Source organism: Pseudoalteromonas sp. McH1-42 (genome assembly GCF_022347845.1).
In the GTDB taxonomy this organism is placed as follows: Bacteria; Pseudomonadota; Gammaproteobacteria; order Enterobacterales; family Alteromonadaceae; genus Pseudoalteromonas; species Pseudoalteromonas rubra_D.
In genome coordinates, this window is record NZ_JAKRFU010000003.1 from 68,498 (window position 1) to 92,675 (window position 24,178).

Consider the following 24,178-nt stretch of genomic DNA (forward strand, 5'->3'; position numbering starts at 1 on the left):
GTTATTGCCAGTTAAACCTAACTGTCCTTAATCAAACAATATGGCGCCGCTAAACTAGCACCACTTAACCCTTAATTTCTGACAGGACTAACAAATTTAGGGGCTCCCAGCTTCTGTACTTGTACAGGCACCAGATAGGGCCATGCACTTCCCTGGCTGCTACAAATGAACTCAATCCCTTCATTGCGTGCTTTAACCGCAACAAATTCACCTGCACCGCGTCCAACAAAAAGTAACTCTTCATATCGACACTCCGTGCCTTGTGGGATCTGCCAGCGGATATCAGCAGCCTGGCCAATGTGAACGACCGATGGGAAGAAGAAATATTGCTCTGAATTATCCTCTCCCTTCAGTAGATCAGCCTGCAAATCAATACTCTGTGTCGAACCTATGGTTTTTAGCTGTAAAGTTGGTCGCTGAGAACGCGGATCCAAGTGACAAGTCACCAGCATATTACTCTGCTGCTTTTTCGCGTTATTAAATTGCTGATGATCTGAGTTACTTAGCTGCCACTGATCGCGGCTATTCTTGCTCACAAACCAATATGCCGCTGAGTTATGTGACTGACTGGCATACGGAATGAGCACTTTACCTGGCAGAATTTTACTACTGGTATAGGCCAATTGACGGCGCAGATAGTAGCCATCATTCGTAGCAAAAACATTCAGTCCTTTGGTACTGTCCAGACAAGCCTGTGAACTAAAACGGGAGATCTGATTGGTCGCCTGAGACACTTCATAACAGCTTGTCTTATCACACGCCCTTACCCGAAATTTGATCTTTCCTTCAGGAACTGGCTGCATCAAATAGCTCGGTTCTGTGCTATTGGCAAGCACCACCCAGTTTGAATAGTTGAGGCTAAAATCAATTTGATAATACACATCCTGTGTATCAGTGCCCACACTTTGCCAGCTTAGTTGCACGCCCTGTGCGCCCTTATCTACTGCACTCAAATTTTCTGGTGCAGGCAGCCCACCGACCTCATTGGAAGCAGGTGAAAACCGACTACAGGTAAGCCCATCAGTACATGCTTTTACCTTATATCGGGTCGTTGCCACTTTTGCCTGCTGAAGCTGGATCCTCGGCTGCACAGTGGCACTCACCATCTGGTATTCCTCACCATTTAAGCTCTCATATACCCGATATTGTGTTGCTGGTGCACTACTTCTTGGTTGCCAGGCTACGTTGACCTCTTCTCCTTGCTTAGTGGCCACTACGCTTTGCGGACCGGCCTCTGGGATTGCGACTTTGAGCGGCGCAGATTTTACGTAGCCAGTACAGGCACCTGACGCACATGCCTGTACCCTGAAGTAATAAACCCCATTGGTGTAACCACCCAGCTCTATATCCTGCTCAGTGCCCTCATAGACAGTTTGCCAGCTAACGCCGCCATTATTACTTTGCTGTAATACAAAGCGCTCAGCCTGAGCATCTATCTGCCAGCCAAGCCGGACCGTGTCGCTTTGACTGACAGGCGGTAGCCAGAGACTGCCACTCTGATATGGCGGGTCATCATTCAGCACGTACTCCACCAGGCTGGGCATCTGCAAACTCACAGCCAGCACAGGCCCTGAGGCCAGAATCAGACCGGCACAAGACATCATTGACCGGTATTTAAAATACCTAGACATAACAGCAGCCTCTGTTACTTAGTATCGTAGAAACCAGGAACATCACTTTGCAACTGTAGGAACGACAATTCCCTGGCAGAAGCAATTGCCCTGTCTGCCAACACCATATAACGGACCGGTAGGTTGTTTGCACGTGCCATAAAAGCAACCGACAGCATGGCATCAAATACTTCAGGGTTTTCGCGGGCTTTGAGGTAGACATATCGCCCCGATCCCATACCGCAAGTCATCAAATTACCACTGGCATCTTTAAAGCTGATCAGCAAAGTTTTGCTTAACCCGGGTATATCAACCCGAGTGCCCTCGATAGCAATGGTATCAACATAGGCACCATTACACTCCTGTGTGGTACTTGCATGACCCGTGAAAGCAACCCCGAGTAACGCCATCAAGCCAAAACGCATGAGCCCTTTTTTCATTATAATAATCCTATAAATTTAAATACCAGCGATACATCGCCGATTAACTATTATTCTCTTTTTGTCCCTCAAACCGTAGACGACCATACCTAAAACCCGTTAGGATCAGAAAAACAGTTTGAGGTGCCCTATGAAAAATCTTTTTTTATTACCACTGGCATTCGCCAGCACATTTAGTTTTGCTAACAGCCAGGCTTATTTAATCACCGAATTTCAGGTAATTAATAACCTGGTCACATTTAAGACTCAGCCACAAAAAGCAACCAACACGCCTTCTTGTGTTGATGCAAATAACAAAGATAGTTGGGCCATTTCACTAAATGACCATGGCAGTAATAACTTATACAGCCTGTTGCTTGGTGCTTTTGACAGCCAAACACCAGTTTATTTAACCAGTACCGAGCAATGTATAGCTGAAAGTGGCATTGAGAAACTGGCTGCAGTGTCAATTAACTAATATAATCGTGCGTTATTTAATAACGCACTGTTTATCTCCACACATCGGGTGCGTTGTTTCTGACAATTTAGTGTAACTAGCATCCTTTTCATAAGACACGCCATTCTCAACACAGCTGCCATCCTCAAGATGTGCATACACTTTATTACCACCATATATATTAAGCCGATTGCTCGTCTCCCAGGATGGGGAAGCGAGCAAAAACGCATTTAATATTGTTGAGTAGGTAGGGCCCTGGTTATGGCTGTCACTCCAGGTACCTGAAAGCCCATAGGGCTGCCCCTGGCATTGTGCATCCAGATAATACACAGGCGAGTTAGAGTTTCTCCGGGTAAATTGTGCAAACCAATTGTTGGCTTTGTCATGATAAGTCACATAACCATTCTCCACAGTGATGACATCTCCAACTTTGGTCACCCCATCTCCTTTATAAAGCCCCACTGTGCTGCTACCAGCAGGCTGCGCATCATTGAAAGACACGTTGAGTCCGGCAACTTGCTCAATACCCGCCAGAACATCACAGTTGTTGGCCGACTGTGCGACAACCAGCTGAGATTTAGACACCGCCGTCAGCAACAGGCTATACAGTGCACGCCCCTGAATAGAAGTAATATCCAGAGACCAAAGTTGACGTGTATCGCCATTGATACAGGCAGGTAAAGTATGGGTTTTCTCAGCATTCAGGGTAAATGTTGCTGTGGTACCCTGTACATTCAGTGACGTTACTTTCGCCGGGGCCTGAGCCAAAGTGGTTGCACTTGTCAGCGACAGTGCCACGCTCAGTAAAGTAGTCAGTTTTTTCTTCGTCATCGTTATTCAAACCTTTGTTAGTAAAGGCCGCGATTCAGCACCGCAGCCTGTTCGGTCAATTCGCTCTGTAAAGTTTAGGCGCCTTGAGCTTCTCAGCTTTGTCTCTGACAATCGTCCAGGACGTACAGGAGCCATCATTGAAGCACGCTTTAACACGATATGCGGTCCCTTTCGGCTCTGTCACTGCAAGACTCAGTTCACCATTGGTCAGCGTCTCCACAGGCTTCCAGGTTGCTGATGTCACATCACATCTAAGGCCACAGAGTGCGCTTTCAATCACAACCTGTTTTACGCCCGTTAACTTCGACCACCTCAGGTGCGTGCCAGTATGTTCAACAGTAAAGCGCTGATTAATTACTTCTACCCTGTGCTCGGTCTCCCAGCGTTCGCTACACACATTCACACCCGCAACCAGACCACATGCCTGCGCGAAGAAGCGGTAAATACCTGGCTGCGCAAAACGATACCTGTAAGTGCCCGGTTGATTTCTTTCACGACTACTCAACGCAATCATCTCAAGTGCATTTGGAGGTAAAACAAACAAGGTTGTGATAAAGCTCTGACTCGGCTCACTGACAAAGTGCCAGTCGATGCTTTCAGCTTTATCCAGGAATGTAAGCGTCTCAGATGATACCTTGAGCGCGGGCGTATCTGCGGGTATTTCAGGTGTTGTATAAACCCCTGTCGGTGATGACCAGTCAGAGCAGACCGCATTGCCCACTTCTCCAACACAAGAACGAATTTTATAAGCGCGCATGCCCCCATCCAGGTTGTGCCAGGTGAGTTGATTATTACCCGCCTCATTACCACCCGGTGCAGTAAAGCGTCCGGGTACCGTCCAGTCATCGCTGTTGTACTTAATGGAAATATCGTAATAACTGGTGCCCGGCACAGGACCCCACTCGAGCGTGGTCGTGCTGCCCTCCCCACTCACTTTGTGGATCCAGACTGGAATATTCACCGTGTTTGACTCGGCTGACCACTGTGTGCAGTTGGTCAGATTGTGGTCACAGCCACGTACCCGATAGCGCCGCTTACCAGACTCCAGATTAGGCCAGGATATGTTGTTCCTATCGCTGACGAAACGCCCCGGCACAGTCCATGCGTTATCATTGTATTTAATTTGCACATCAAACTGGGCCGAAGGTGCACTGTGCCAGTTTACTTCGATTTCATTCTTGCGAAGCAAAGAGGCAACCGGCGTGGTAACCAAAGTTCTGGATGGCAAAGACCAGTCAGAAAACTCCGAACACCCGGCATCATTGCACGCTTTAACCTGATACTGGGAATACGCGTTTTCATCATCTGCAGACTCAAACTGGTTACTCGTAACCCGGTGCTCAGTGACTGATACTTCAGTGCTGTAGCTTGCTTTACTGACGATATAGTAAGACGCACCATCTACCTCAGCCCAGTTCACCGTGACTTGACTGCCGTTACTTTGCGCAACCGGCTTGTTGGGCACTGCAGGCTTTGCAGCACGGATCACAACCGTGCCCTGATTCGATTGCAGACCTTGCTCGTCTGTTACCCAAAACGCAAAAGTGTCACCATAAAATGAGGTGCCCGGAACGTAACGGAACACACCATGCGGTTTGCCCGGTACTCTGACCAACTGGCCATAATTGGTTTGATTGTTTGCACTGCCTGTCGCGGTCACAAACTGATAGCTAAACCTGTCTAACAAACCTGGGGTTTTATTCGCCTCAGGGTCAACCATCAGCTGGGTTCTGAAATCAATCTCGCCGTCTGGTAAGCCGTTGATACTGATATCCAGGTCGGATACCTGCGGAGCTTCGTTGACGGCTTGCAGCGGCACCGCCACTCTGTGTTTGTTAGATGTGGTCGCGCCGTCGGTGACTTGCACCATCACGTTCAGTATCGGTTCTTCATACAAGAGATCTATGGTGATCTGGCCCGTTGCCTGATCAACCGAATAAAAGCCCGGCATATCGAGCACTTCCAGGGTCAGTTCGCTGTTGCGGCTATGTGACCCTTTGTAACGAATATATAGGTCATGCACAGACAGGCTAAATGGGGTGTCCTCTCTCACCGTCGCAATATCAAGGTGACGGATAATCACAGGTGCCCCTTTGTCATTTTTAATATCAATGGCAATGTCACCACGACCCGACACCGCACCTTGTTCATCATAAACAAAGAAAAACACGTAATCGCGACCGACAAAGTTGGCAGGCGGTGTGTATTCATATAAATCACTGCGAGCGCCGGGCACCTGAACAAAACGACCACCGGCGTTAGTCCAGCCGCCATGGTCTTCTCTGCGGGCATTTTTAGAGAAAATAAATGTGTATTGCTCAAGTCTTGGGTCATCTCTGCCCAGCGGCCAATAATTAAAGTCCGGGTCGTGCATCATGCCGCGCATATACAAGGCAAACTTCTCGTCTTTAACCGACTCCCAGATTATTTGTCCGGCTTCGGGATGGTCATTGACTTCATTCACCACGATTTTAAGTTGGTACTCTTGTGAGCGGTGCTTACCATCAAATAGCGCAACGGGAACACTTAGCTCCCCGTTAAAGTGCTGTGCCGGTGTGAGTGTAAATCCATCTAACGTATAGTGCTGCCCACCAGCTACTTCAAAAGTTATATCTGTTGCAAGTGAATCGGCATCAAGATAGTTAATCTGATTGATATCAAGCACAAAGCTGGTGTCTTCGTCCATTGTCAGCGGCTTTTGCCCGGTGATCACCGGTGCCGTTTTGTTTTCTTTTAATACAGTCACCAGAACTTTAGCGCTGGCTGAGGCGTTAGCGGCATCCTGAATGGTGTAGTTGATCACGTCGCTACCATCATATTCCGTATAGGGCCGATATTCGATAGCTCCGTTTTTGACCTGCACAGTGCCATACTGTGCGGTTACCTGAGTAATAGTTAACACATTGCCATCAATGTCACTGTCATTCTCTAATACATTAATAACGGCTTGAGTATTGGCTATCAGGGTCACTGCATCGTCGTTGGCCACGGGCGCATCATTCACCGAGTTTACCGTGATTTTTGCCAGGCCCCTCACCGGATTCGAGCGACCATCGTAAAGCAGGTAGGTAATTTCATCCAGCCCGGAAAAGTTGGCCGGTGGCTCATACTTTACCTGACCGTCTGGCATCAGGGTCACCTGGCCATACTTTGCTGAGACAGACACTATCCTGAGCGGGTCTTGATCCGGGTCAAGATCATTACTGAGTAAATCCAGCACCGAGCCCTGATCTTCATCGAGTGTAATATGGTCTTCGGTGATCACAGGAAGTGTATTGGCCTGCGCATTATCTCGCAGATTTTTGAGCATAAATTGCATATGTGTGGGAAAGTCCAGTCCCGCGGACAACACAGGCGTTGCCAACAGACACATACTAATAATGAATATGCTGAGCGCTATTCTGATCACGTTCATCCCTAATAAGCCTTATATTCTTGTTATTTAATCCAGCAAGGAGCTTTACCACACAAGGGGTGCTCTGTTTTTTCGAGCTTGATGGCACGACTTTCCTGATTCGCTGTGTAGTTCTGTTTTACGCAACCCTGCTGCTCACCCATATAGTGATATACAGGCGCATTACCATACTCCCAAAGACGATGTTCTTTTATTGACGAATCAGCAAAGGTAAAATAGGCATCAAAATACTCATAAAAGGCCAAAACCGGGCGACCATAATTTATTTTAAAAAATTCGCCTTTACATTCTGCATCCAGAAAAATTAAATCATGGATAGATGATGTAATTGAGGGAGCATAGTGTTTAATACTTTGAGTGCCTTCCAGCGGGAGATACGTGTAGCCTCCACGGTCCGAGTATGAGACTACTTTTGCGACTTTAGTAATCCCATCTCCTTTGTATAACCAGGCTCCTGTTGAATCACCTTGTCGATCATCCTTACTCAACGTCAGGCCCTGCACCTGCTCCACATCGGCGACCGACTCACATCGCTGTGCCGATTGCACCGAAACCAGCTTATCTTTCGACACTGCCGTTACCAATAAGCTGTAAAGCGCCTGTCCTTGTAGCGAACTCAGGCTAACCGCCCATTTATTCTGGTTCTCTGCCGTCACGCAACCAGGCACTGTGTGTGTTTTGGGTGTCTCCAATGTGAATATCGCCACATCGCCAGTTACATTGAGCTGAGAGATCTGAGAAGCCGCCATAGCCGTGCTGCTAAGCAGGCAAAATGACGCAGTTACAACTAGTTTTTTCATTGTTATTCCGTGTATTAGAGTGCTGTTTCGTTTCTATGGCTGCGTTGCTAAGCCGCTACCGAATAACACAGGCATGCTTACCACACAGTGGATGTTCAGCATCCAAAAGCTTGGTATAACGCGCGTCATACTGATTGGCCGTATTTTGAGTTTTCTGGCACCTTTTGCCTTCCTCTGCATATGCAACATACTGATAGACAGGGACGTTGCCATTTGAACTCAATAGGTTTTCGGATTTAGAGTCTGATTTAATGTAAAACCGATTTTTGGGCAGTAATAGGTGTGGACTGGGGCTTGGTGCATGATAGATGTAACCTTGTCCAGCGCATTGTGCATCAGTATATAACACAATATTCAGTGTTGATGGCCCATAGTGCTGTATCCAAGTGACGCCTTCTGATGGCACATATTGTATGCCGTTTGACGTATTGGTAACCGCTCCCAGCTTAGTCACTCCATCCCCTTTGTATAGAGAAACCCCAACGCCGCCCTGAGCAGGGTTAGCTTTTAGTGATAATGAACCCGCCTGTTCGATATCAGCAATCACTTCGCAACGATTAGCCGGGGTGACATTCACCAAGTGTTCTTTCGATACCGCTGTAACCAGCAGGCTGTACATCGCCTGACCTTGCAGGGAGTTTAAGTTTATCGCCCATTTTTGTAGGTTATCGGCGCTCACACAGGCAGGAATGGCGTGTGATTTAGGCTGCTCAAGCGTAAAAGTGACAGCATCACCCAAGACATCCAGTTGTTTAACCGCAGAGGCAGCACAAACCGCCCCCGGTGCTATCGCCGTCAAAACAGCGAGTAATTTGAGGTTCATTGTATAGTCCTTTTTCCAGGAGAATGAGCTGATTGAGCTTGTTCGTTTAATCGAACTTTTTATTTGGGCAGATTGTACCTTAATTGGGATTTAAGGCAATTAATGAGTGTTGTTTCCTAACTCATTGAACTAATTTGGCATTGTGTGATCAGGTATCAAAAGCATACTCGAAAGAAAAAGCGCATCACTTCTCTAGGCTGGTGGTTGAATCCCGTCTGACTCTGCTGGCTTTATTTCGCTTATATTTTCGGCTGTACAGGGCTTAAAGTTTTCAATAATGAAGCTTGACTTAGATACGCCGACTTATACCAATTTGCTTAATCAAGTGCTCTATTGTAAGGCGAGAAAATAAGGTCAATAACAAGGCTAGAATCTTGCTATTTAGTCGTTCTAAATAAGAAGTTTTTAACGCCGCTCGCGTTATCTTTGCGCCTTCAAATTGAACAGGTATTAAATTGATATGATAGCTGTTTGTGCAAGCGTGGCACGGAGCAGACTGTCTGCAATAGAGCAAACTCTTGCGCATCTGAAGGTATTGATATCGTGATTAATAATACAGTCTGAACGATATTTGTAAACGGCCAGTGGCATGAAAGAACATATGGTGCGAATAAACACCAAACATAGCAAAAATTACATCTGACCGTTTACTCAAATCGCACAACTCACAGGAGCTTTTTTAAAACGTAGGCATTAACCATTTCTAGCAGTGATTGGCAGACCGTCTACGAATAACCATATTTACACAATATAATTATTACCACTCAATAAACGGTCCACCTCGACTACACGCTCTCCTTGCTAGTTAAAATACGACCTGGATTAGTAGTCCTGATACACATCTATAACTTCTTGATATTTCCCAGGCAAGCAAGAAGGTACTTTAACAAATATTCGGCGCTTGCCGGCCTGAGCTGCTTTTAACAGATTATACTTAACCGCCCCATCCGACTTACCATAATCTACATACCAATACATGCCATTATCGGTAGTCTTACAGCTGTCTCCAGCCAGGCGAAACAGTACTTTATAGCCATTTATAAAGAGACGATTCACCTCATAAGAGAGTGTTTGTGCATTAGGGTCGTAAAGTAAGTTGTTACTCCACTCGCTGCAAACAGTGTCGCTAAAACACGCCCTGACTCTATATAACGCAGCCATTTTTTGTGCAGAAACATCATAACGGGCTGCATTACTGGACAATGATACCGCTTGCCATGTGAGCTGTTCGGTGTCAGTACACCCCGAAGCACAAGGTGTTGTTTCTAGCTGGTAAAACCGACTGGTAGGCAATTCAGTCCAGCTAAGTACACTGCCCTGTGCATTCAGAGACAGTTTAAACACTCCGGATTGAGTTGAATCAATGATCAGAGGATCACTAAACTCTGCGACATCATTCCCACAATGTATCGTATTGCTGCTATCTGAGATACATCCGCTAACTCGATAAATATAAAGACCATGGCTGTTTTTTCTAATTACTGACTTTTGCGCTGCAATCGGCTCACTATGGACACTTTGCCAGGCTCCATCACGACTCCCTTCTTCAAGTAAATAGTGAGTGGCTCCCTCAACGCTGCTCCATTGCAGCGTAAAAGACACCTCTTGTTGCTCTGCTGCACAAATACCAAAACTAAGTAGTGAACTCAAAGCGAGCCAGTTATAGTTCGTGGCAAACGACTTGCTCATGAAGCCTCCTTAAACAATCTACTACACTTTACAGCGCAAATTACGTATTTCATTTCAGATCCATTTTTCATTATTAGTTGTCAGTAGTACATCATACGATGCAAAAGCACTTATTCATTAAGTCAGTTATCAAACTGCTTGCACTTACTGTTTGTGCACTTCTAAAACAGGCGGCGATAATTTAAACACCTGTAACGCAAGCTGCTGCCATTGTACCAAAGTCAACGCCTGCCAATACCAGCCTTGTGGCCCTTTCACCCGCTTATAATATGCAATCGCACCTACGCCCACAGCTTGCTCAGCCTGATATAAGTTGCCCAGTGAATCACGGTACATAACAGGCGCAGGGTTTGGGTTAAAAGCTAAACGCGTAAAGTTGCCACACTTTTCATTACGGCCACAGGCAGCAATTCGGTAAACGACTTTATCTAGTTCAGGTACTTTTGGAGTTGCACCCAATTGTACGGTACAAGCGAGCCAACCAAACGCGACCTTCCTCAGCTGACAAGGCACTGTTTGCCAGACACCCAGGCGAGTTTGCTGCTCCATAAGATAGGAAGAAGCCCCAGAGACTATTTTCCAGCTGAGCTCAAAGTGATTTTTCTCAGTGAGCGCTTTGACTGAAAAGTCCGTCGGAGCCGGATACTCCAAGGGCCCAATCTGGGTGCACACCTTATCGGTAAAGCCACTGACACTGCCATCCTGATAGACAGCTCGGGCTTTATAACAATATTCCCGGCCAGCTTCTAAGTTGTTTCGGGTCGTGGTCATTAACTGATGCATATCACGCCGTGCAGTATCCGCCGTCACGGTCAGGATCACATTCTGTAACTCCCCCAGTAATTCATATTTTGCAACACCACTGTGTTGTGTTTCACACCAATTCACACTGAGTGGCTCACCAGACTCAATCTGCTGGGGCACTGAAATACAGGCCGGCGTTTTGTGTGGTAAATAGACCGGATTTAAAAACGCAGCGGTGGAAATATTACGCAGGTAAGCACGCATATGGTTACCACACACGCGTTCACTGTTACACGCTGATACACGCATCGCTAAATGACCGAGACGGTTATAGTGATGCAAATGATATGGCCCAAGTTGCTGCATTACTCGCGTTTGCTCACCATAATAGACAGGCTGCCAGCGAATTTTGCCATCATCGGTGCGCGTTTGCAGTTCAAGCAGATAGGCACTGGCCATCGGCTTTGCTTCCCAGCTGACATTAAAGTCATAGCGAGAAACGTGATTTATCTGGAAGTTGTCCACTTCATCAAATACCGTCTCGCCAACGGCAACACATTGGGTCGGGGTATAAGCCCCCGCTTCTCCGGTGGTGAACCAAGCGCGCACCTTGTAACAGTAGTTTCTCCCATGAGGCAGCGCCGGGCGACGAAAAGCATAGTAGCCATCAGGACCTTGTTCGAAAGCCCCCTTGATCAGCGTACTTTGTAATTCGCCCTGTACTTCGTAGTGGACCACTTCACCACTGCGGGGCGCTGCCCATTTGATCTCAAACGCGGCCCCCGGATTTACCCGCTCAGGCACAACCAACACAGAGGGTGTCATACTTGAGTTTGAGCCCAATGAAAAACGCAGCTCAGTGCCGACCTGACTTGTCTGACCGCAAAACCCGGAATCCAGACATGCCTGAATTTCAAATCGGTAGTCTCCGGCCAAATAAATTTCCTGAGTAAAGCTGGTGTCGGTGATCCCGGTATAACGAGACTGCCAGTAAGCACCTTTACGCGACATGGTCACCGTGTAGGTGTCAGCGCCAGGCACGTCGGTCCAACTTAGTTTTACCGTGTTCTGATCAAGCGCTTGAGCTGTCGCTGACTCGGGCAGCCCTTTTACCATATGGGCTACCGGCACAGTATAAGACAGTGCCTTGGGTGGTGAACATTGAGCGAGCTTATCACACGCTGATAAACGATAATTTTGTGCGCCAGCAAGCTCAAAAGTATCCAGGGTATGAACCTGAGTTTTGTCGGTATTTTTATCATCTCCGACTAGTTGCCAGGATTTAAGGTAGGTACGTTTTTCTGTGGGCGCTGTCGGTGTTGCTTGGACCATTCGCGCGCTGCGTGCAAAGCGTGTCGCTGAGTCCGCTGGTATCATTGCAGGCTCAGTTACTTGTGACCCAGATTCTGATGTAACCAGAGTTAACGATTCCCGCTCAAGGCGATAGTAGTCGGCGCGCTCAACATCTGGCCAGCTCAGTTTATAGATGCCCTGCGCCTGGGCTTGCGCAACAAAGTGTTCCGGCGCTCGCATCGCTCTCATGTCAACTTCGGTACATGCTGGCGCAGAAACCCGTGCAGCTTGTGTTGCGCTGTGAGTCACCAGTCGATAGCAATAACGCCCTGCAGCCAACACGGTTTCATCGTAATGTCCTTGTGCAAAACCCACTCTATGTACCCAGTTTGCTATGTCTTTAAATTCATTGTCACTTTTGCTGCGCTGCAAGGTATAACGCTTGGCATCAGCAACTTGAGTATAAGAAACACGAAAAGCGGTATTACCCGGTACATACTGTGGCAGATAAAGAAAGCTATTATTGTGTACATCTAATACCGTACTGAGTTCATTACCATAGTCACGGCACAGCAATTCGCTTTCGCACCCGGTTACTTTAAATTCCACCGCCCCCGACAACGAGGCATCAATCGCGAACTGAGTATCTGTGGTGAGTTTCTCTGTCCAGGCCCCACCAGAGGTTTTGTATGCCACTTTATACATCGTCTGACCAGCCTGGGGATGCCAGGTTAACACCCGTTCACCATTTTCTAAGTGCTTAAGCGTCAGCAGGTAATCATCCCACTCCTGACGAGCATTTGGTGTTCGTGCGGGCACTTCAGGGCGGCTATCGAGCAAGTCATAGCTCGATAGCGAAAGTAATGATGCATAAACCGGCATGTGACAAAGCACTGCCATCAGTAATAAAACGGGTGAGAGTTTCATAATGTCCCTGATATTAGTTTATATGCCGTACATACGGCTATTTCCTTCATGCTGACTCAAACATTGCCGCTGAGTCGTCTGGTTATTGTTTGGGTTTTAATAGTGTGATGGCTGCAGGGCGCGCGACCCCAGATGCGGCTGCACAGTCCCCTGCGGGAGTGACGGCCAGCTGAACATTACCGGATTGAGCTGCCAATATAGCCCGATACAAAGAAGGACCTTCCGCAGAACTCAAAGAGAACGCCCAATGAAATGGCGCCCCCGTGTTAGCACAACCGACTGAGGCGATATCAGGCAGAAGAGCCTGAAAATACACCACATCATTTACGATTTTTACTTCACCTAAATAAGCACGAGATGCTGAGTTTATAGGCTCTGCAAACACTTTCCCGAGACATATCAGGCTAATTATCATAAACAAGCAGATTTTAATGGGCATGAATATTTGTGTTTTTATTTTAGTTAGTACCTATTTTCGCTTTTCGGTCTCTGAAAAGCAATGTAAAATCCCCAAAAATAAAACAGATACGGAACTTCTCACATGTTTAACTCTGCTTTTCAAGCACGTGTATTTACCTTTGCCATACTGTGTGCCAGTCCAATGTGTTATGCCAGTAGCCAAATAGACTCAATGGCGATTCAGGGTGATATCGTACAGTTAGAACTAGTCAACCCAGCGCAGTCAAGAACACCAGCGGCCTGTGTTGCAAGTGAATACCAACAACACTGGACTTTATCGTTGAATACAGCCAGTGGTAAAGCCAGCTATGCTTTGCTGGTTAATGCCTTTGAGCAACAAAAACCAGTAACTATTCAGGGCGCTGGCGATTGCCAGGATAGCCCTGGTATTGAGCGTATTCACTCCATTCGTGTACAACAAAAATACAGTGATGATTCGGTGTTATATTTGTACAAAGGTGACGGCGTTACTAAGCTAGGCCGTATCTTAAAGTTAGAAGAAGGCGGACAATGGGAAGACCTGGCTGTTATGATCATGCCTGATGAATTTAGCCAGAATGTAAAAACCGTATACCCTCGTAGAGCATTTCATAAACAGGATTTTGTCTACTATTACCGCATACATGGCTGCACCGGACCCAAAAGAATAAATGCAGTTCAGGACAGAGTTTATTTCAATGAAAACATTAATGATGGGCGCTTTTTTACTGTCCAATTAGGCCAGAGAACGGCCAATGAATCCATCCTTAGGACTGAAACCGGACAGTGCACAAACATTCATGACAGAAACTATATTCAGTATGCATATGAATATGAAATACAACCCGCAACCACGCCGCTATGTGGTCCTGCGCCCTGTCAAATCAAGCCTTAAAGTCATGTTGATAAGTAACTGCCTCATTTAGGTAGTTACTCCGGCATTTAATATTAGACAGGCACTACACCTACCACCCTGTTTTAAGGGTGTCGCTCTGACATAACTTTATACGACCGATAGCACTATAATACTGTCTGCTGAAAAGTATCGCAGAATGAAGGTTCAGTGAAAGCAGTGTTATGGGATGCTCGATAGAATACAGCCAATAATGTCAATTTAGCTATGCCAAAAAGTCAGAGCGTGAAAAGGCAGCCTCTGTTACAAAAAGAAGACTAACGATAAAGCAAAGCTCAAATATGAGATATTTAATAAGCTATATTAAATATCTCATAAGGCACTCGTTTATATTCACAACATATTGGTTTAAATCAATAAAACTGCAATAAAAACGCTATCTATATAGCAATAGGCCAAGTCTATTTCTATAGTGTTTTTTTAATTGTTGCGTAAATATAAAACCAAGTTACTGTCCAACACATTGCGCTCTCGAAAAGTTACATTCAGAAACAGCAAAGTTCCTCTTCTTTTTTGGAACGTTTCAAGAATATACGGCTCATTTATCGATAGTCGTCATGACAGTGCTAAATTTTACGCTACACCAAAGATAAAAGTTGCCACTTTTTGCAATTTACGACTTTAATTATGAACGATAACACAATGAAAAGTAAGCCACGGATGACGCCTCTTTCAAACTTGGTGATCCTATGAAACTCAGTAATAAACTCTACTCAGCCTTTGGTGTTCTTATAGTACTAATGGTCATGTCCAGTACGCTCGTGTGGTTTAAGGTAGCAACTGAAACAGCCCGTGCGCAGGAAGTGATAGGCGACGATCTGCCAGGTATGATCCTCTACAGCCGGTTACTGGATACCGAGCATCAGCTCAAAAGTGCAGCGCTCGAATATATGAATGGCGATACCAGTAAAAAATCCGTTTTTAATGACGTATTCGCGAAATATAAAGAAGTACACACAGAGTTGTATCGTTACGAGTCTGCTAAGCAAGCAGATCGGGAAAAAATGGCCCATATCCTCAAAAGCATTACGACCTACCATCAGCGCGTGAATCAAGATGTTTTTGGCCGCTATGACCCTGATGCATACCAACGCGTTAAAGCACGTGTTGATCGCCTGGAATCCTCCACCGGAGAGCAGTTAGAAACTCTGTTAGATAAATTGAAAGAACAAGAGTTTAATGACGCATTGCAATCAACCGATTTGCAGGAGTCGCTCAATGATGACCTCCCTGGCGTTCGGTACTATCTGGAGCTGGTTGACGAAGCCGGTGATATGATAGCGGCGGTCATTTCTCATACGACTGGTAATACAAATGCAGAAGCAGACTTTAACGACGATGCAGCCAGCTTTGAAGAATACCTAAACCTCCTAATCCCACTGGAACAAAAACCTAACGAGCTGCAGGACATCGCTACCATCAAGCGTTTATATAAAGCCATTCGGGATGAAGCAACAACGGTGTTCAGTAGTTATGATCCCACTGCATTTAAGCAGGCCACCGCAACACTCAGCGAATTGGACAAAAAGCACATTCAGGATATCGCAAAAATCCTCGATGTGTCTGCACGAGAGGAAATCGACGATGCAACCGGGGCATTGGAGCTGTTAGTTGAAGGCCTCACGTCAACGTCGATTGTCATCATTGTGATCACACTGATCGCCGCTATTTTGGGCATGGTCATTGCCTATCTGATCAGTAATTCAATTGTCTCCAGATTGAACCAGGTACTGGGCGTGGCAGAGCGGATCAGTGCCGGTGATATCTCCGACAGAGACATTGACCACAAAGGGCAGGACGAAATTGACGGGCTCGCTGAAGCCACCAATAAAATGGCCCGCTCTTTGAACGAACTGCTTCACTCTATTGCACAAGTCGTCGATGATGTTCGTACCTCCAGTCAGGATATTGCTGAGGCCAACGATCAAATCGCGTCTCGCAGCCGCTCTTCGGCAGATCAGTCAACTCAGGTTGCTACCGCCATTGAAGAGATGAGCGCCACCGTCTCTGAAGTTGCATCGCAAAGTCAGGTTGCTGCAAGCCACGCAGATCAGGCTCGTACTTTAGCATCTGGTGGTGGAGATACCGTCGGACAAACCGTCAGCAAGATAAAAACCGCCTCACAAAACGTACAGAAAACCGCAGAAAATGTGACTCACCTGGGTGAACTGAGTAGTCAAATTGGTAATGTAATTGGTGTCATTGGCAGCATTGCAGAGCAGACTAACTTGCTTGCATTAAACGCAGCCATTGAGGCAGCCCGTGCAGGTGAGCAGGGGCGCGGCTTTGCGGTAGTCGCCGACGAAGTCAGAACACTCGCAGAGCGGACCTCAAAAGCAACAGAAGAAGTCGTATCAACCGTACAGTCTATTCAGTCTCAGACAGAGCATGCTGTCAGTTCAATGCAAAACAGTGTGTCTCAGGTTGATCAAAGTGTGTCTATGGCCGAGGCTGCAGGAACCCAGCTGGATGATATTGTGCAGGGTGCATCAGAAATTGCCGCTATGATCCAGGCTATTGCCACAGCTACTGAGGAGCAGTCTGTGGTTGCCAGCGAAATGGCCAAAGACATTTCAAATATAGAGCAATCCAGCCAAAGTTCTTTGCAAGATACCCAGGTTGCCGCCCTATCCGCACAGGAACTCAATAAACAAGCAGAGCAACTGGCTCAGTTAGTGCGTAAGTTCAGGCTGAGAAGTTAGCACTGTTCATGCAATATGAAGCTTATCATGACAGGTGTACACCTTGTGCACCTGTCATTTTCTATATTTGCTGATTTCTCAAGTCCACACTCAATAAATGCATGTTTTTAAAATAAAACAGTGCACTTTCCTGCTCTTTTCATTAGTATCCTTAATGGGTAATAACCCAGCTCTTATCGGATCTTTTCATCTAATTATAAGGATAATTATGAACTACAAAGTTTCTTTGATCGGTCTTGTGCTGATCTCCTCCTCCGCGGCCGCACTGGACGCAGACACGATTTCAATTACTGACCCACGTTTTGGTGCCATTGCCAACGATAACCGTGATGACGCTGCACAAATTCAGGCAGCAATAGATTACGCAGTACAGAATAATAAAAGCATCTACATCCCTGCTGGTACTTTTAATGTTTCCAGCACACTGGACGTAACGCGTGTAAAGGGCTCGCACAACTCACGAGTTAAGTTGTATGGTGAGAAACGTAATCTCTCTCGACTGACTACCAATGCCAATATCAGCCTGCTGAAAGTAGCACACAATGTAGAAGTACATGATCTGGCTCTGGTGCAGACGGCAAGCTTTAAGCAAGGCACTGCAATTGATATCCCTTTTGCATCTTATCGTTCAAATTTTTCTAAACTGGATATTTCCGGGTTTGATAATGGTATTTACGGTAAATGGGTGATCTGGAGCCGCTTTGAAGACCTGTTTATTGCCAACGTCAATTACGGCATTCATTTACATGGCAATGGTAGTGATCCGGCGTACTGGAATATTGAACCAAACGGCTGGTTTAACAATGTCAACGTATTCGACAACGTGTATGTTGAAGGCTCACACACGGGTATCAAACTTGCCGCTATGGGCAGTAATATCACAAACTCTACCGTTCAGAACTCCCAGGTTGGTGTCGAGATCTATGGCCCAGCTGAACACAAAACCTGGAACAACCAGATCGATAATTTTTATGCTGAAGGCGTGAAAACCGTATTCAAGGTCAAAAATTCAAGAACATTGGATATTAACGGCGTGTTTGCTCAAGGGGGCCCAAGCAATGCGCGAGCATATGCCGTCATTGATGCTGATAACGGCGGTGTGATCACAGTCAACGGCATGACTGGCCAAGACTGGTGGAGTCATAATGTAGTGCTAAAAAACACCAAAGTGAAAGGCCATGTTCCAGCTATTGGTGGGACGGCAAGCGCAGACTCAGGTTCAACCTATTTGCCGGGTAAACTTACAGCCAGCATCAGCTTACCTGCAAATAGTAGCTGGGTTGCATTACCACCTTACATGGCGATTGCAGGCAACAGCGCTTATAAAGTGATGATCTCAGGTATTCGAGATGGTTATGAGCCGGTGCTGGAAGAGTACGCTATTTTCAATTGGAATGGCGCAAGTAAATACGCCAAAGTACATCACACCTCGGGAGTTGGCCGTATCAAATTCAAAGTCGATGGTGGCAAAATTTACGCTAAACTGGATTACAATGGCGGCGGAGGGTTGTCTAGCGGTAAGGTAACGTTAGAGCGCATCCATTAATTAATGGTATAGGCTGCCTGTGGGCAGATCCTATCAAATAACCAAAGGTAACTTGCAGGTTACCTTTGGCTTTTAGCTCCAATTCTGCACAGCATGATGCACTCAATGAAAATCGCGCGATTTGCTGTGTAACGTGCCCAGTACCTCGCTGCGGTCAATCAGTCTGCCGGCAATGACATGAATAACCTCGCCTTCTTTTTCAACAATTCCTTTTACTTCCAGTAATTTGGCACTGAGATACGCCTGCTTTTGAGCTCGTGCAGTACCAGCCCAGACCACCACATTAATATTCCCTGTATCATCTTCCAGCGTAAAGAAAGTCACGCCACCAGCGGTGCCGGGTGCCTGTTTTCCTGTGACCACCCCAACTACTGTTACCAAGGATTTATGACGGCAGGCACTGAGCTCTGTCATGCGAGTAAAGCGCCCCAGTTTTCCGGCATTATCCAGCAGAGTCACCGGATGTGCTCCCAGGGTAAGCCCCAATGCAGCATAGTCTTCCACCAGATCATCCATGTCATCCGGCTGAAAAGCACACGATGACACCTCAGCCACTGAAGACTCGGCAAATAAGGGGAGCGTCTGCTCCTGATCCATCAATGCCCAACGCGCGGCATAACGGTCGCCCTGTAACACGTTAAGTGCATTGGCAGATGCCAGACTCTCCAATGCATTACCAGGCAACCCAAGGCGCTGTAACGCTTGCATATCAGCAAAGCCATTGTCAGGACGACCAGCCAGCAGTTGCTCTGCACTGTTACGCTGTAACCCTTTAACCAGGCGCAGGCCAAGCCGGATCGCAAACCTGTTGTGCTGCTGGAAAATATAGTGGTCATACTCGGAGGCATTCACGCACACAGGCAGCACCTCAACCTGATGACGTCTGGCATCCTGAATGAGCTGAGAAGCACTGTAAAACCCCATTGGCAAACTGTTCAGCAACGCTGTATAGAACATGGCTGGATAGTAGTACTTCAGCCAGGCTGATGCATAAGCCAGCACAGCAAATGAAGCAGAGTGACTTTCCGGAAATCCGTACTCGCCAAAGCCGCAGATCTGCTCAAAAATACGCTCTGCAAAACTGACTTCATAACCCCGCTGTTGCATACCGCTGATCAGCTTCTCTTTAAACTGCATCAGTTCGCCGCTTTTTTTCCACGAAGCCATGGCCCGACGCAACTGATCAGCCTCCCCACCAGAAAACCCGGCTGCCACCATCGCCAGTTTAATCACCTGCTCCTGAAAGATAGGCACTCCCATGGTACGCGATAACACAGCTTTCACAGACTCCGAAGGGTAAGTGATAGCTTCTTCACCGTTACGACGCTTCAAAAAAGGGTGCACCATGTCGCCCTGGATAGGCCCAGGCCTGACAATAGCTATCTGGATCACCAAGTCGTAATAACACAGGGGCTTCAACCGGGGTAACATACTCATTTGTGCTCGGGACTCTATCTGAAATACACCTACGGTATCTGCACGCTGGAGCATTTTGTATACCTGAGGGTCATCGCCCATACGGGTTAACTCAGCCAGATCCAGCTCTCTTGAGGTATGCTGTGCAATGAGCGAAAACGTTTTACGAATGGCACTCAACATCCCCAGCGCCAGCACATCGACCTTAAGCAGTTTGAGGCTTTCCAGGTCATCCTTATCCCATTGGATAACCGTGCGCTCCGCCATGGCCGCATTTTCAATGGGGACCAGATCATGCAAAGGGCCAGCTGAGATCACAAAGCCCCCAACATGCTGTGAAAGATGGCGGGGAAAGCCCATGATTTCTTCGACCAGTGAAATAAATTGTTGCCCTTTGAGCGACTCTGGCTGCAAGCCCAGCTCAGTTAACTGGGTCTGCCAGTTTTGCCCCCGATCACGGCGATTGACATTGCGAATAAAGTAATCAAGCTGAGTTGCTTCAATCCCCAAAGCTTTACCTACATCTCTGACTGCACTTTTAAAACGATAACTGATCACCGTTGCAGCCAGCGCAGCACGTTTACGGCCATACTTGCGATAAATATACTGGATCACTTCTTCGCGGCGTTCATGTTCAAAGTCAACGTCTATGTCTGGTGGCTCATTACGTTCTTTACTGATAAAACGTTCGAACAACACCGACACCTGACGGGGGTCAACCGCGGTGATCTCCAGACAATAACACACCACAGAGTTGGCCGCCGAACCCCGCCCCTGATACAAAATCCCTTTGCTACGCGCAAAGCACACCAGATCATGAATGGTGAGGAAAAAATAGGGGTAGTCTAGCTCCTCAATCAGTGCCAGCTCTTTGTCTATCGTCTGAGCAATTTCATCAGGGATACCTTGCGCAAAGCGCCGCCGCTGACCGACCTCGACCAACTCACGTAAATGCTGCATAGCCGTTTTGCCTTCAGGAACCAGCTCTGCAGGATACTGATAACGCAACGATTCCAAATCAAAGGTACACCGCTTTGCAATCCGCAACGACTCAGCCAGCCAGGACGCCTTAAACAACTTACTCAGCTTTCCCCGGCTACGCAGCGCCCGCTCAGCATTCGCAAGCAATGCACCTTTAACTTGCTCAATCGGCTGATTCAGCCGGATCGCTGTCAGTGTATGCTGCAACCTGAGTCGCTCACTGTGGTGCATTAATACTCCGCCACACGCCGTGACAGGCAATTGATAACGTTCAGCCAGCGTTTCACAATGATGAATAAAACGCTGTTCCTGATTGACCAAATGTCGCTGTATGCCTAACCAGCTGCGACCTTCATGATGGCGTGCCAGCCAGGCCCCCCACTGCTCATCCTGCTCATTGCCTGCTGGAAGCCAAATAAGCAGACAATGACGCAACGACAATAAATCCCACTCGGCTAATCGATAATGGCCTTTTTCAGCGCGTCGACGGGCATTGGTGATAACCCGACACAACTCACTGTATGCTGCCTTATCCGGGCACAATAACACCAGGTCCAGCGTTTCAAAACGCATCAGGCTGCCTACTATCAGTTGTAAATCTAGTTGCTGATTTTTAATCAGTGTATGAGCTCTGACAACGCCTGCCAGCGAACACTCATCGGTGATGGCCAGCGCAGTATAGGCAAGGAAATCCGCCTGCCTCACCAATTCTTCCGGACGGGATGCCCCCTGCATAAAAGAGAAGTTAGTTTGACAAAACAGTTCTGCATAGCCTGGCTGCTTAGTCCCTCCTGGTGGCTCCCCTGTACACTGACGATCTGATTGTTCATTCTCTGCACGCGTAGCAGGCAGTGTGAACATGGGAGATTTATGCGCGGCCATCAGCTGAAAACTCCGTGGCAAAACCACCGCTGCTGGCGATCTCTGAATACCCACAACCAACGCCCTTGCTCATCCTGAGCAACAAAATAATCACGCTCGACCCCATGTGCATCCCACCAGCCGGTACAGATCCGCTCAGGCCCAAGATGGACAGTCACTTTATGCTGCAAAGGCTGCGTACTCGGCAATAAAAAGACGGGCCGAAGGTAATCAGTAGCAGAGAGCCTGCCAGACTTCTCCAACAAAGGCGTCCCCGGTGCACTCAATGGCGTACAATAGCCGCTTGCCAGCTCAGGGCGTAGATCATCGCACACAGCCAGCCCCTGTACTGCCTGTTCTCCTAACTTAGCCTGTAATAACGCAACCAACCCGGCTGGTGTCATGGTGCCGCGCCGCTCAGTAAATAAGTCAGGCATCAGCTCATCAGGCTGACTCATCTCGGTCACTTTCAATCCTATCGCCTGTACCGGGCCATTGAGTGTCACATTGCTCAACTTGAGATCACATAAAATCAGCCAGAGATCAGCGCGATCTGTGCCTTCTGCGCGACCTATCTCCAGTACCTGCGGTTCAGCATCGCGCTGATACAGGGTCAGTGTTAATTGTCTGGCATGGCGGTTACGTAAGCGTAAGAACTGCTCCTGTTGTACCAAAAGCTTAAGTAACGGCTTGTTTAACCAATCAAGGTTTTCTATGTCATATAGCAGGGGCAAATGGCGTTCAAATTCTGGCTCCGGTTGATAAAAAGTCACAGGGTGAGGCACTTTTCCTCGCAACCTCGACACATACTGCACCAACTCGCAATCAAAACGTTTACCCAGCTCGACTAGAGGCAAAGCAAACAAGTCGGCCACGGTTTTAAACCCTACCCGCCGTAACCGTTCAAGCTGCTTTGATGGCAGTGATAAAGCCATCAGAGGTAGATTATGCAAAGCACTTTCAAGCATTGCTGAGTCCTCACTCACTAACGCACCATGATGCTGTGCCAACAGCCTGGCAGCTTCAGGGGAGTAACCGCAAGCATACCGGTAAGTGAATGACTGAGTATCGAGGTGTGAGCGCAGCGTAGCCAGATAGTGAGATAAATCGCGATACATAGCCAACATACCACTGACTTTTAACAAAAGCCCCTGAGGTGCAAATAAGGCGATATCGGCAGTGATCAAATACAGCCACTGGGCAATTTCACGCATAGTCCGGCTTTCATCCGCTTCATCATACGGGTGCACAAGCAGATCGCGACTGCGGGCTGCCGCGCCGGCCAGCCCCATACCTTCTGAAATCCCCAGCTGCATAGCAGCCTGATCTAGTTGCATCACAGTGTTATCTCGCCCCCCTACCACAATGCAAGGCCGGGATGATGCTGCGAATACCTCAGCGGACTGTTGAGCATCCGGTGTTTGCGCCTGAGCTGCAATTTTCAGCTTATCGAGCTGAATAGTAGGAAAATGTAAATACAACCACAAAGTCATGGTGACTATCCGCCAGTACGATACTGCCGCACTGTATCCGGAATTTCTTTGCGCTGGGTATGGAAGTGCTCGGTCAGTTCAGGCCAGTGCGATGACATATCCAATGCAAACTGGGACTGAGCCCAGCCACCTCGGCGCTTTTTAATAGTGATATTCAGGCCACTCGCATGCGGACTAAGACCCAGGCTTAAAGACACCGGCAACGTCCCCTGGCAATGGTGTTCATGACGCAGTAAATACAGGCACGCTTCACCCGTGCTAGCCGCCAGTTGCAAACGTTTTACCTGGTGTACCTGTAACTCGCCATGCCATAGCAATACACTGTTGCAGGCACCGCTTTTCAAACATTGTTCAGCGGCCCACAACGCTTCTTGTGGAGATCCGGGTGTGATCTCCAGGAGTTTACTGGTATCCATTCCGGTACTCTGTAATGCATCGGCATTCAATCGTGCAGGGGGTGTAATGACCGCAGTCAGGCCGTCTTGCTGTATCAGACTGGGTAATAACAACCTGAGTTCACCAATCCCCAGCTCTGTATGTAAATCAACCACACCAACTTTGGGAAAACCGCCCTGTAGGTGTTTATCTAATTCAGCAAACCCCGTCGCAGTGACAGCCTGCTGCTGCTGTTGGCGCTTTGCAAGCCCTGCCCCCTGCCATACCAGATCCTGACGTTCTAATAGTTCGATTAAATTACTCATAACACACCTAAAACTGTATATATATACAGTATAATTACTGTTGAGCAAAGTGCAAGCATGCTGTGAGCGACGCGTACCAGACAGGCGCGTTAAGGTATCCGAAAAGCATAAAACACTTA

The 24,178-nt window shown here is 47.4% G+C and carries 16 protein-coding genes; 4 read left to right on the forward strand and 12 right to left on the reverse strand.

Going from position 1 to position 24,178, the window contains the following annotated elements; genetic code table 11:
- Positions 1 to 71: 71 nt before the first annotated feature.
- Both MHN31_RS03720 and MHN31_RS03725 read right to left on the reverse strand, forming a co-directional pair.
- Complete coding sequence (locus tag MHN31_RS03720; RefSeq protein ID WP_125562396.1) at positions 72 to 1,631, reverse strand: fibronectin type III domain-containing protein; 1,560 nt, start codon at positions 1,629 to 1,631, stop codon at positions 72 to 74.
- A gap of 14 nt (positions 1,632 to 1,645) precedes the next feature.
- Positions 1,646 to 2,050 carry a hypothetical protein gene (locus MHN31_RS03725; protein WP_138539376.1) on the reverse strand — a complete coding sequence of 135 codons (405 nt, stop codon included), beginning with the start codon at positions 2,048 to 2,050 and terminating at the stop codon, positions 1,646 to 1,648.
- Between the two features lie 130 nt (positions 2,051 to 2,180).
- Here MHN31_RS03725 and MHN31_RS03730 point away from each other — a divergent pair, with 130 nt between their 5' ends.
- Positions 2,181 to 2,507 (forward strand): hypothetical protein, encoded by a 327-nt coding sequence (locus MHN31_RS03730; RefSeq protein WP_239443471.1) that lies wholly within the window; start codon positions 2,181 to 2,183, stop codon positions 2,505 to 2,507.
- A gap of 12 nt (positions 2,508 to 2,519) precedes the next feature.
- Here MHN31_RS03730 and MHN31_RS03735 read toward each other — a convergent pair whose 3' ends face one another.
- The 7 genes from MHN31_RS03735 to MHN31_RS03765 all read right to left on the reverse strand — a co-directional run bounded on the left by MHN31_RS03735 (position 2,520) and on the right by MHN31_RS03765 (position 13,393).
- On the reverse strand, positions 2,520 to 3,317 hold the full coding sequence (locus MHN31_RS03735) for a hypothetical protein (RefSeq protein WP_239443472.1): 798 nt from the start codon (positions 3,315 to 3,317) through the stop codon (positions 2,520 to 2,522).
- A gap of 55 nt (positions 3,318 to 3,372) precedes the next feature.
- Positions 3,373 to 6,726 (reverse strand): tandem-95 repeat protein, encoded by a 3,354-nt coding sequence (locus MHN31_RS03740; protein WP_239443473.1) that lies wholly within the window; start codon positions 6,724 to 6,726, stop codon positions 3,373 to 3,375.
- A gap of 29 nt (positions 6,727 to 6,755) precedes the next feature.
- On the reverse strand, positions 6,756 to 7,532 hold the full coding sequence (locus tag MHN31_RS03745; RefSeq protein WP_239443474.1) for a hypothetical protein: 777 nt from the start codon (positions 7,530 to 7,532) through the stop codon (positions 6,756 to 6,758).
- A 55-nt stretch (positions 7,533 to 7,587) separates the two neighbouring features.
- A complete protein-coding gene (locus MHN31_RS03750) occupies positions 7,588 to 8,355 on the reverse strand; it encodes a hypothetical protein (protein ID WP_239443475.1) in 768 nt (255 codons plus the stop codon).
- Positions 8,356 to 9,177: 822 nt separating this feature from the next.
- Positions 9,178 to 10,044, reverse strand: a complete 867-nt coding sequence (locus MHN31_RS03755) for a hypothetical protein (RefSeq protein ID WP_239443476.1) — start codon at positions 10,042 to 10,044, stop codon at positions 9,178 to 9,180.
- A 144-nt stretch (positions 10,045 to 10,188) separates the two neighbouring features.
- Positions 10,189 to 13,008: a hypothetical protein gene (locus MHN31_RS03760; RefSeq protein WP_239443477.1), complete on the reverse strand. Its 2,820-nt coding sequence runs from the start codon at positions 13,006 to 13,008 to the stop codon at positions 10,189 to 10,191.
- A gap of 82 nt (positions 13,009 to 13,090) precedes the next feature.
- Positions 13,091 to 13,393, reverse strand: coding sequence for a hypothetical protein (locus MHN31_RS03765; RefSeq protein ID WP_239443478.1), 303 nt, complete (start codon positions 13,391 to 13,393; stop codon positions 13,091 to 13,093).
- A 156-nt stretch (positions 13,394 to 13,549) separates the two neighbouring features.
- On the opposite strand from MHN31_RS03765, the gene MHN31_RS03770 reads away from it, so the two are divergent.
- The 3 genes from MHN31_RS03770 to MHN31_RS03780 all read left to right on the forward strand — a co-directional run bounded on the left by MHN31_RS03770 (position 13,550) and on the right by MHN31_RS03780 (position 18,607).
- Positions 13,550 to 14,341, forward strand: a complete 792-nt coding sequence (locus MHN31_RS03770; RefSeq protein ID WP_194867670.1) for a hypothetical protein — start codon at positions 13,550 to 13,552, stop codon at positions 14,339 to 14,341.
- Positions 14,342 to 15,048: 707 nt separating this feature from the next.
- Complete coding sequence (locus tag MHN31_RS03775) at positions 15,049 to 17,061, forward strand: methyl-accepting chemotaxis protein (RefSeq protein ID WP_194867669.1); 2,013 nt, start codon at positions 15,049 to 15,051, stop codon at positions 17,059 to 17,061.
- Between the two features lie 208 nt (positions 17,062 to 17,269).
- Positions 17,270 to 18,607 carry a glycosyl hydrolase family 28-related protein gene (locus MHN31_RS03780; protein ID WP_171045137.1) on the forward strand — a complete coding sequence of 446 codons (1,338 nt, stop codon included), beginning with the start codon at positions 17,270 to 17,272 and terminating at the stop codon, positions 18,605 to 18,607.
- Between the two features lie 102 nt (positions 18,608 to 18,709).
- On the opposite strand, the gene MHN31_RS03785 is transcribed toward MHN31_RS03780, so the two are convergent.
- From MHN31_RS03785 to imuA, 3 genes are read right to left on the reverse strand one after another with little or no spacing between them, the layout of a single operon-like run.
- The gene (locus MHN31_RS03785) at positions 18,710 to 21,886 is read right to left on the reverse strand and encodes an error-prone DNA polymerase (RefSeq protein WP_275446732.1); all 3,177 of its coding nucleotides are present in this window, start codon (positions 21,884 to 21,886) and stop codon (positions 18,710 to 18,712) included.
- Positions 21,886 to 23,358 carry a DNA polymerase Y family protein gene (locus MHN31_RS03790; RefSeq protein WP_239443479.1) on the reverse strand — a complete coding sequence of 491 codons (1,473 nt, stop codon included), beginning with the start codon at positions 23,356 to 23,358 and terminating at the stop codon, positions 21,886 to 21,888. The genes MHN31_RS03785 and MHN31_RS03790 overlap by 1 nt, the downstream gene beginning before the upstream one ends.
- Before the next feature lie 5 nt (positions 23,359 to 23,363).
- Positions 23,364 to 24,059 (reverse strand): translesion DNA synthesis-associated protein ImuA, encoded by a 696-nt coding sequence (imuA, locus tag MHN31_RS03795; RefSeq protein WP_239443480.1) that lies wholly within the window; start codon positions 24,057 to 24,059, stop codon positions 23,364 to 23,366.
- Positions 24,060 to 24,178: the final 119 nt, after the last annotated feature.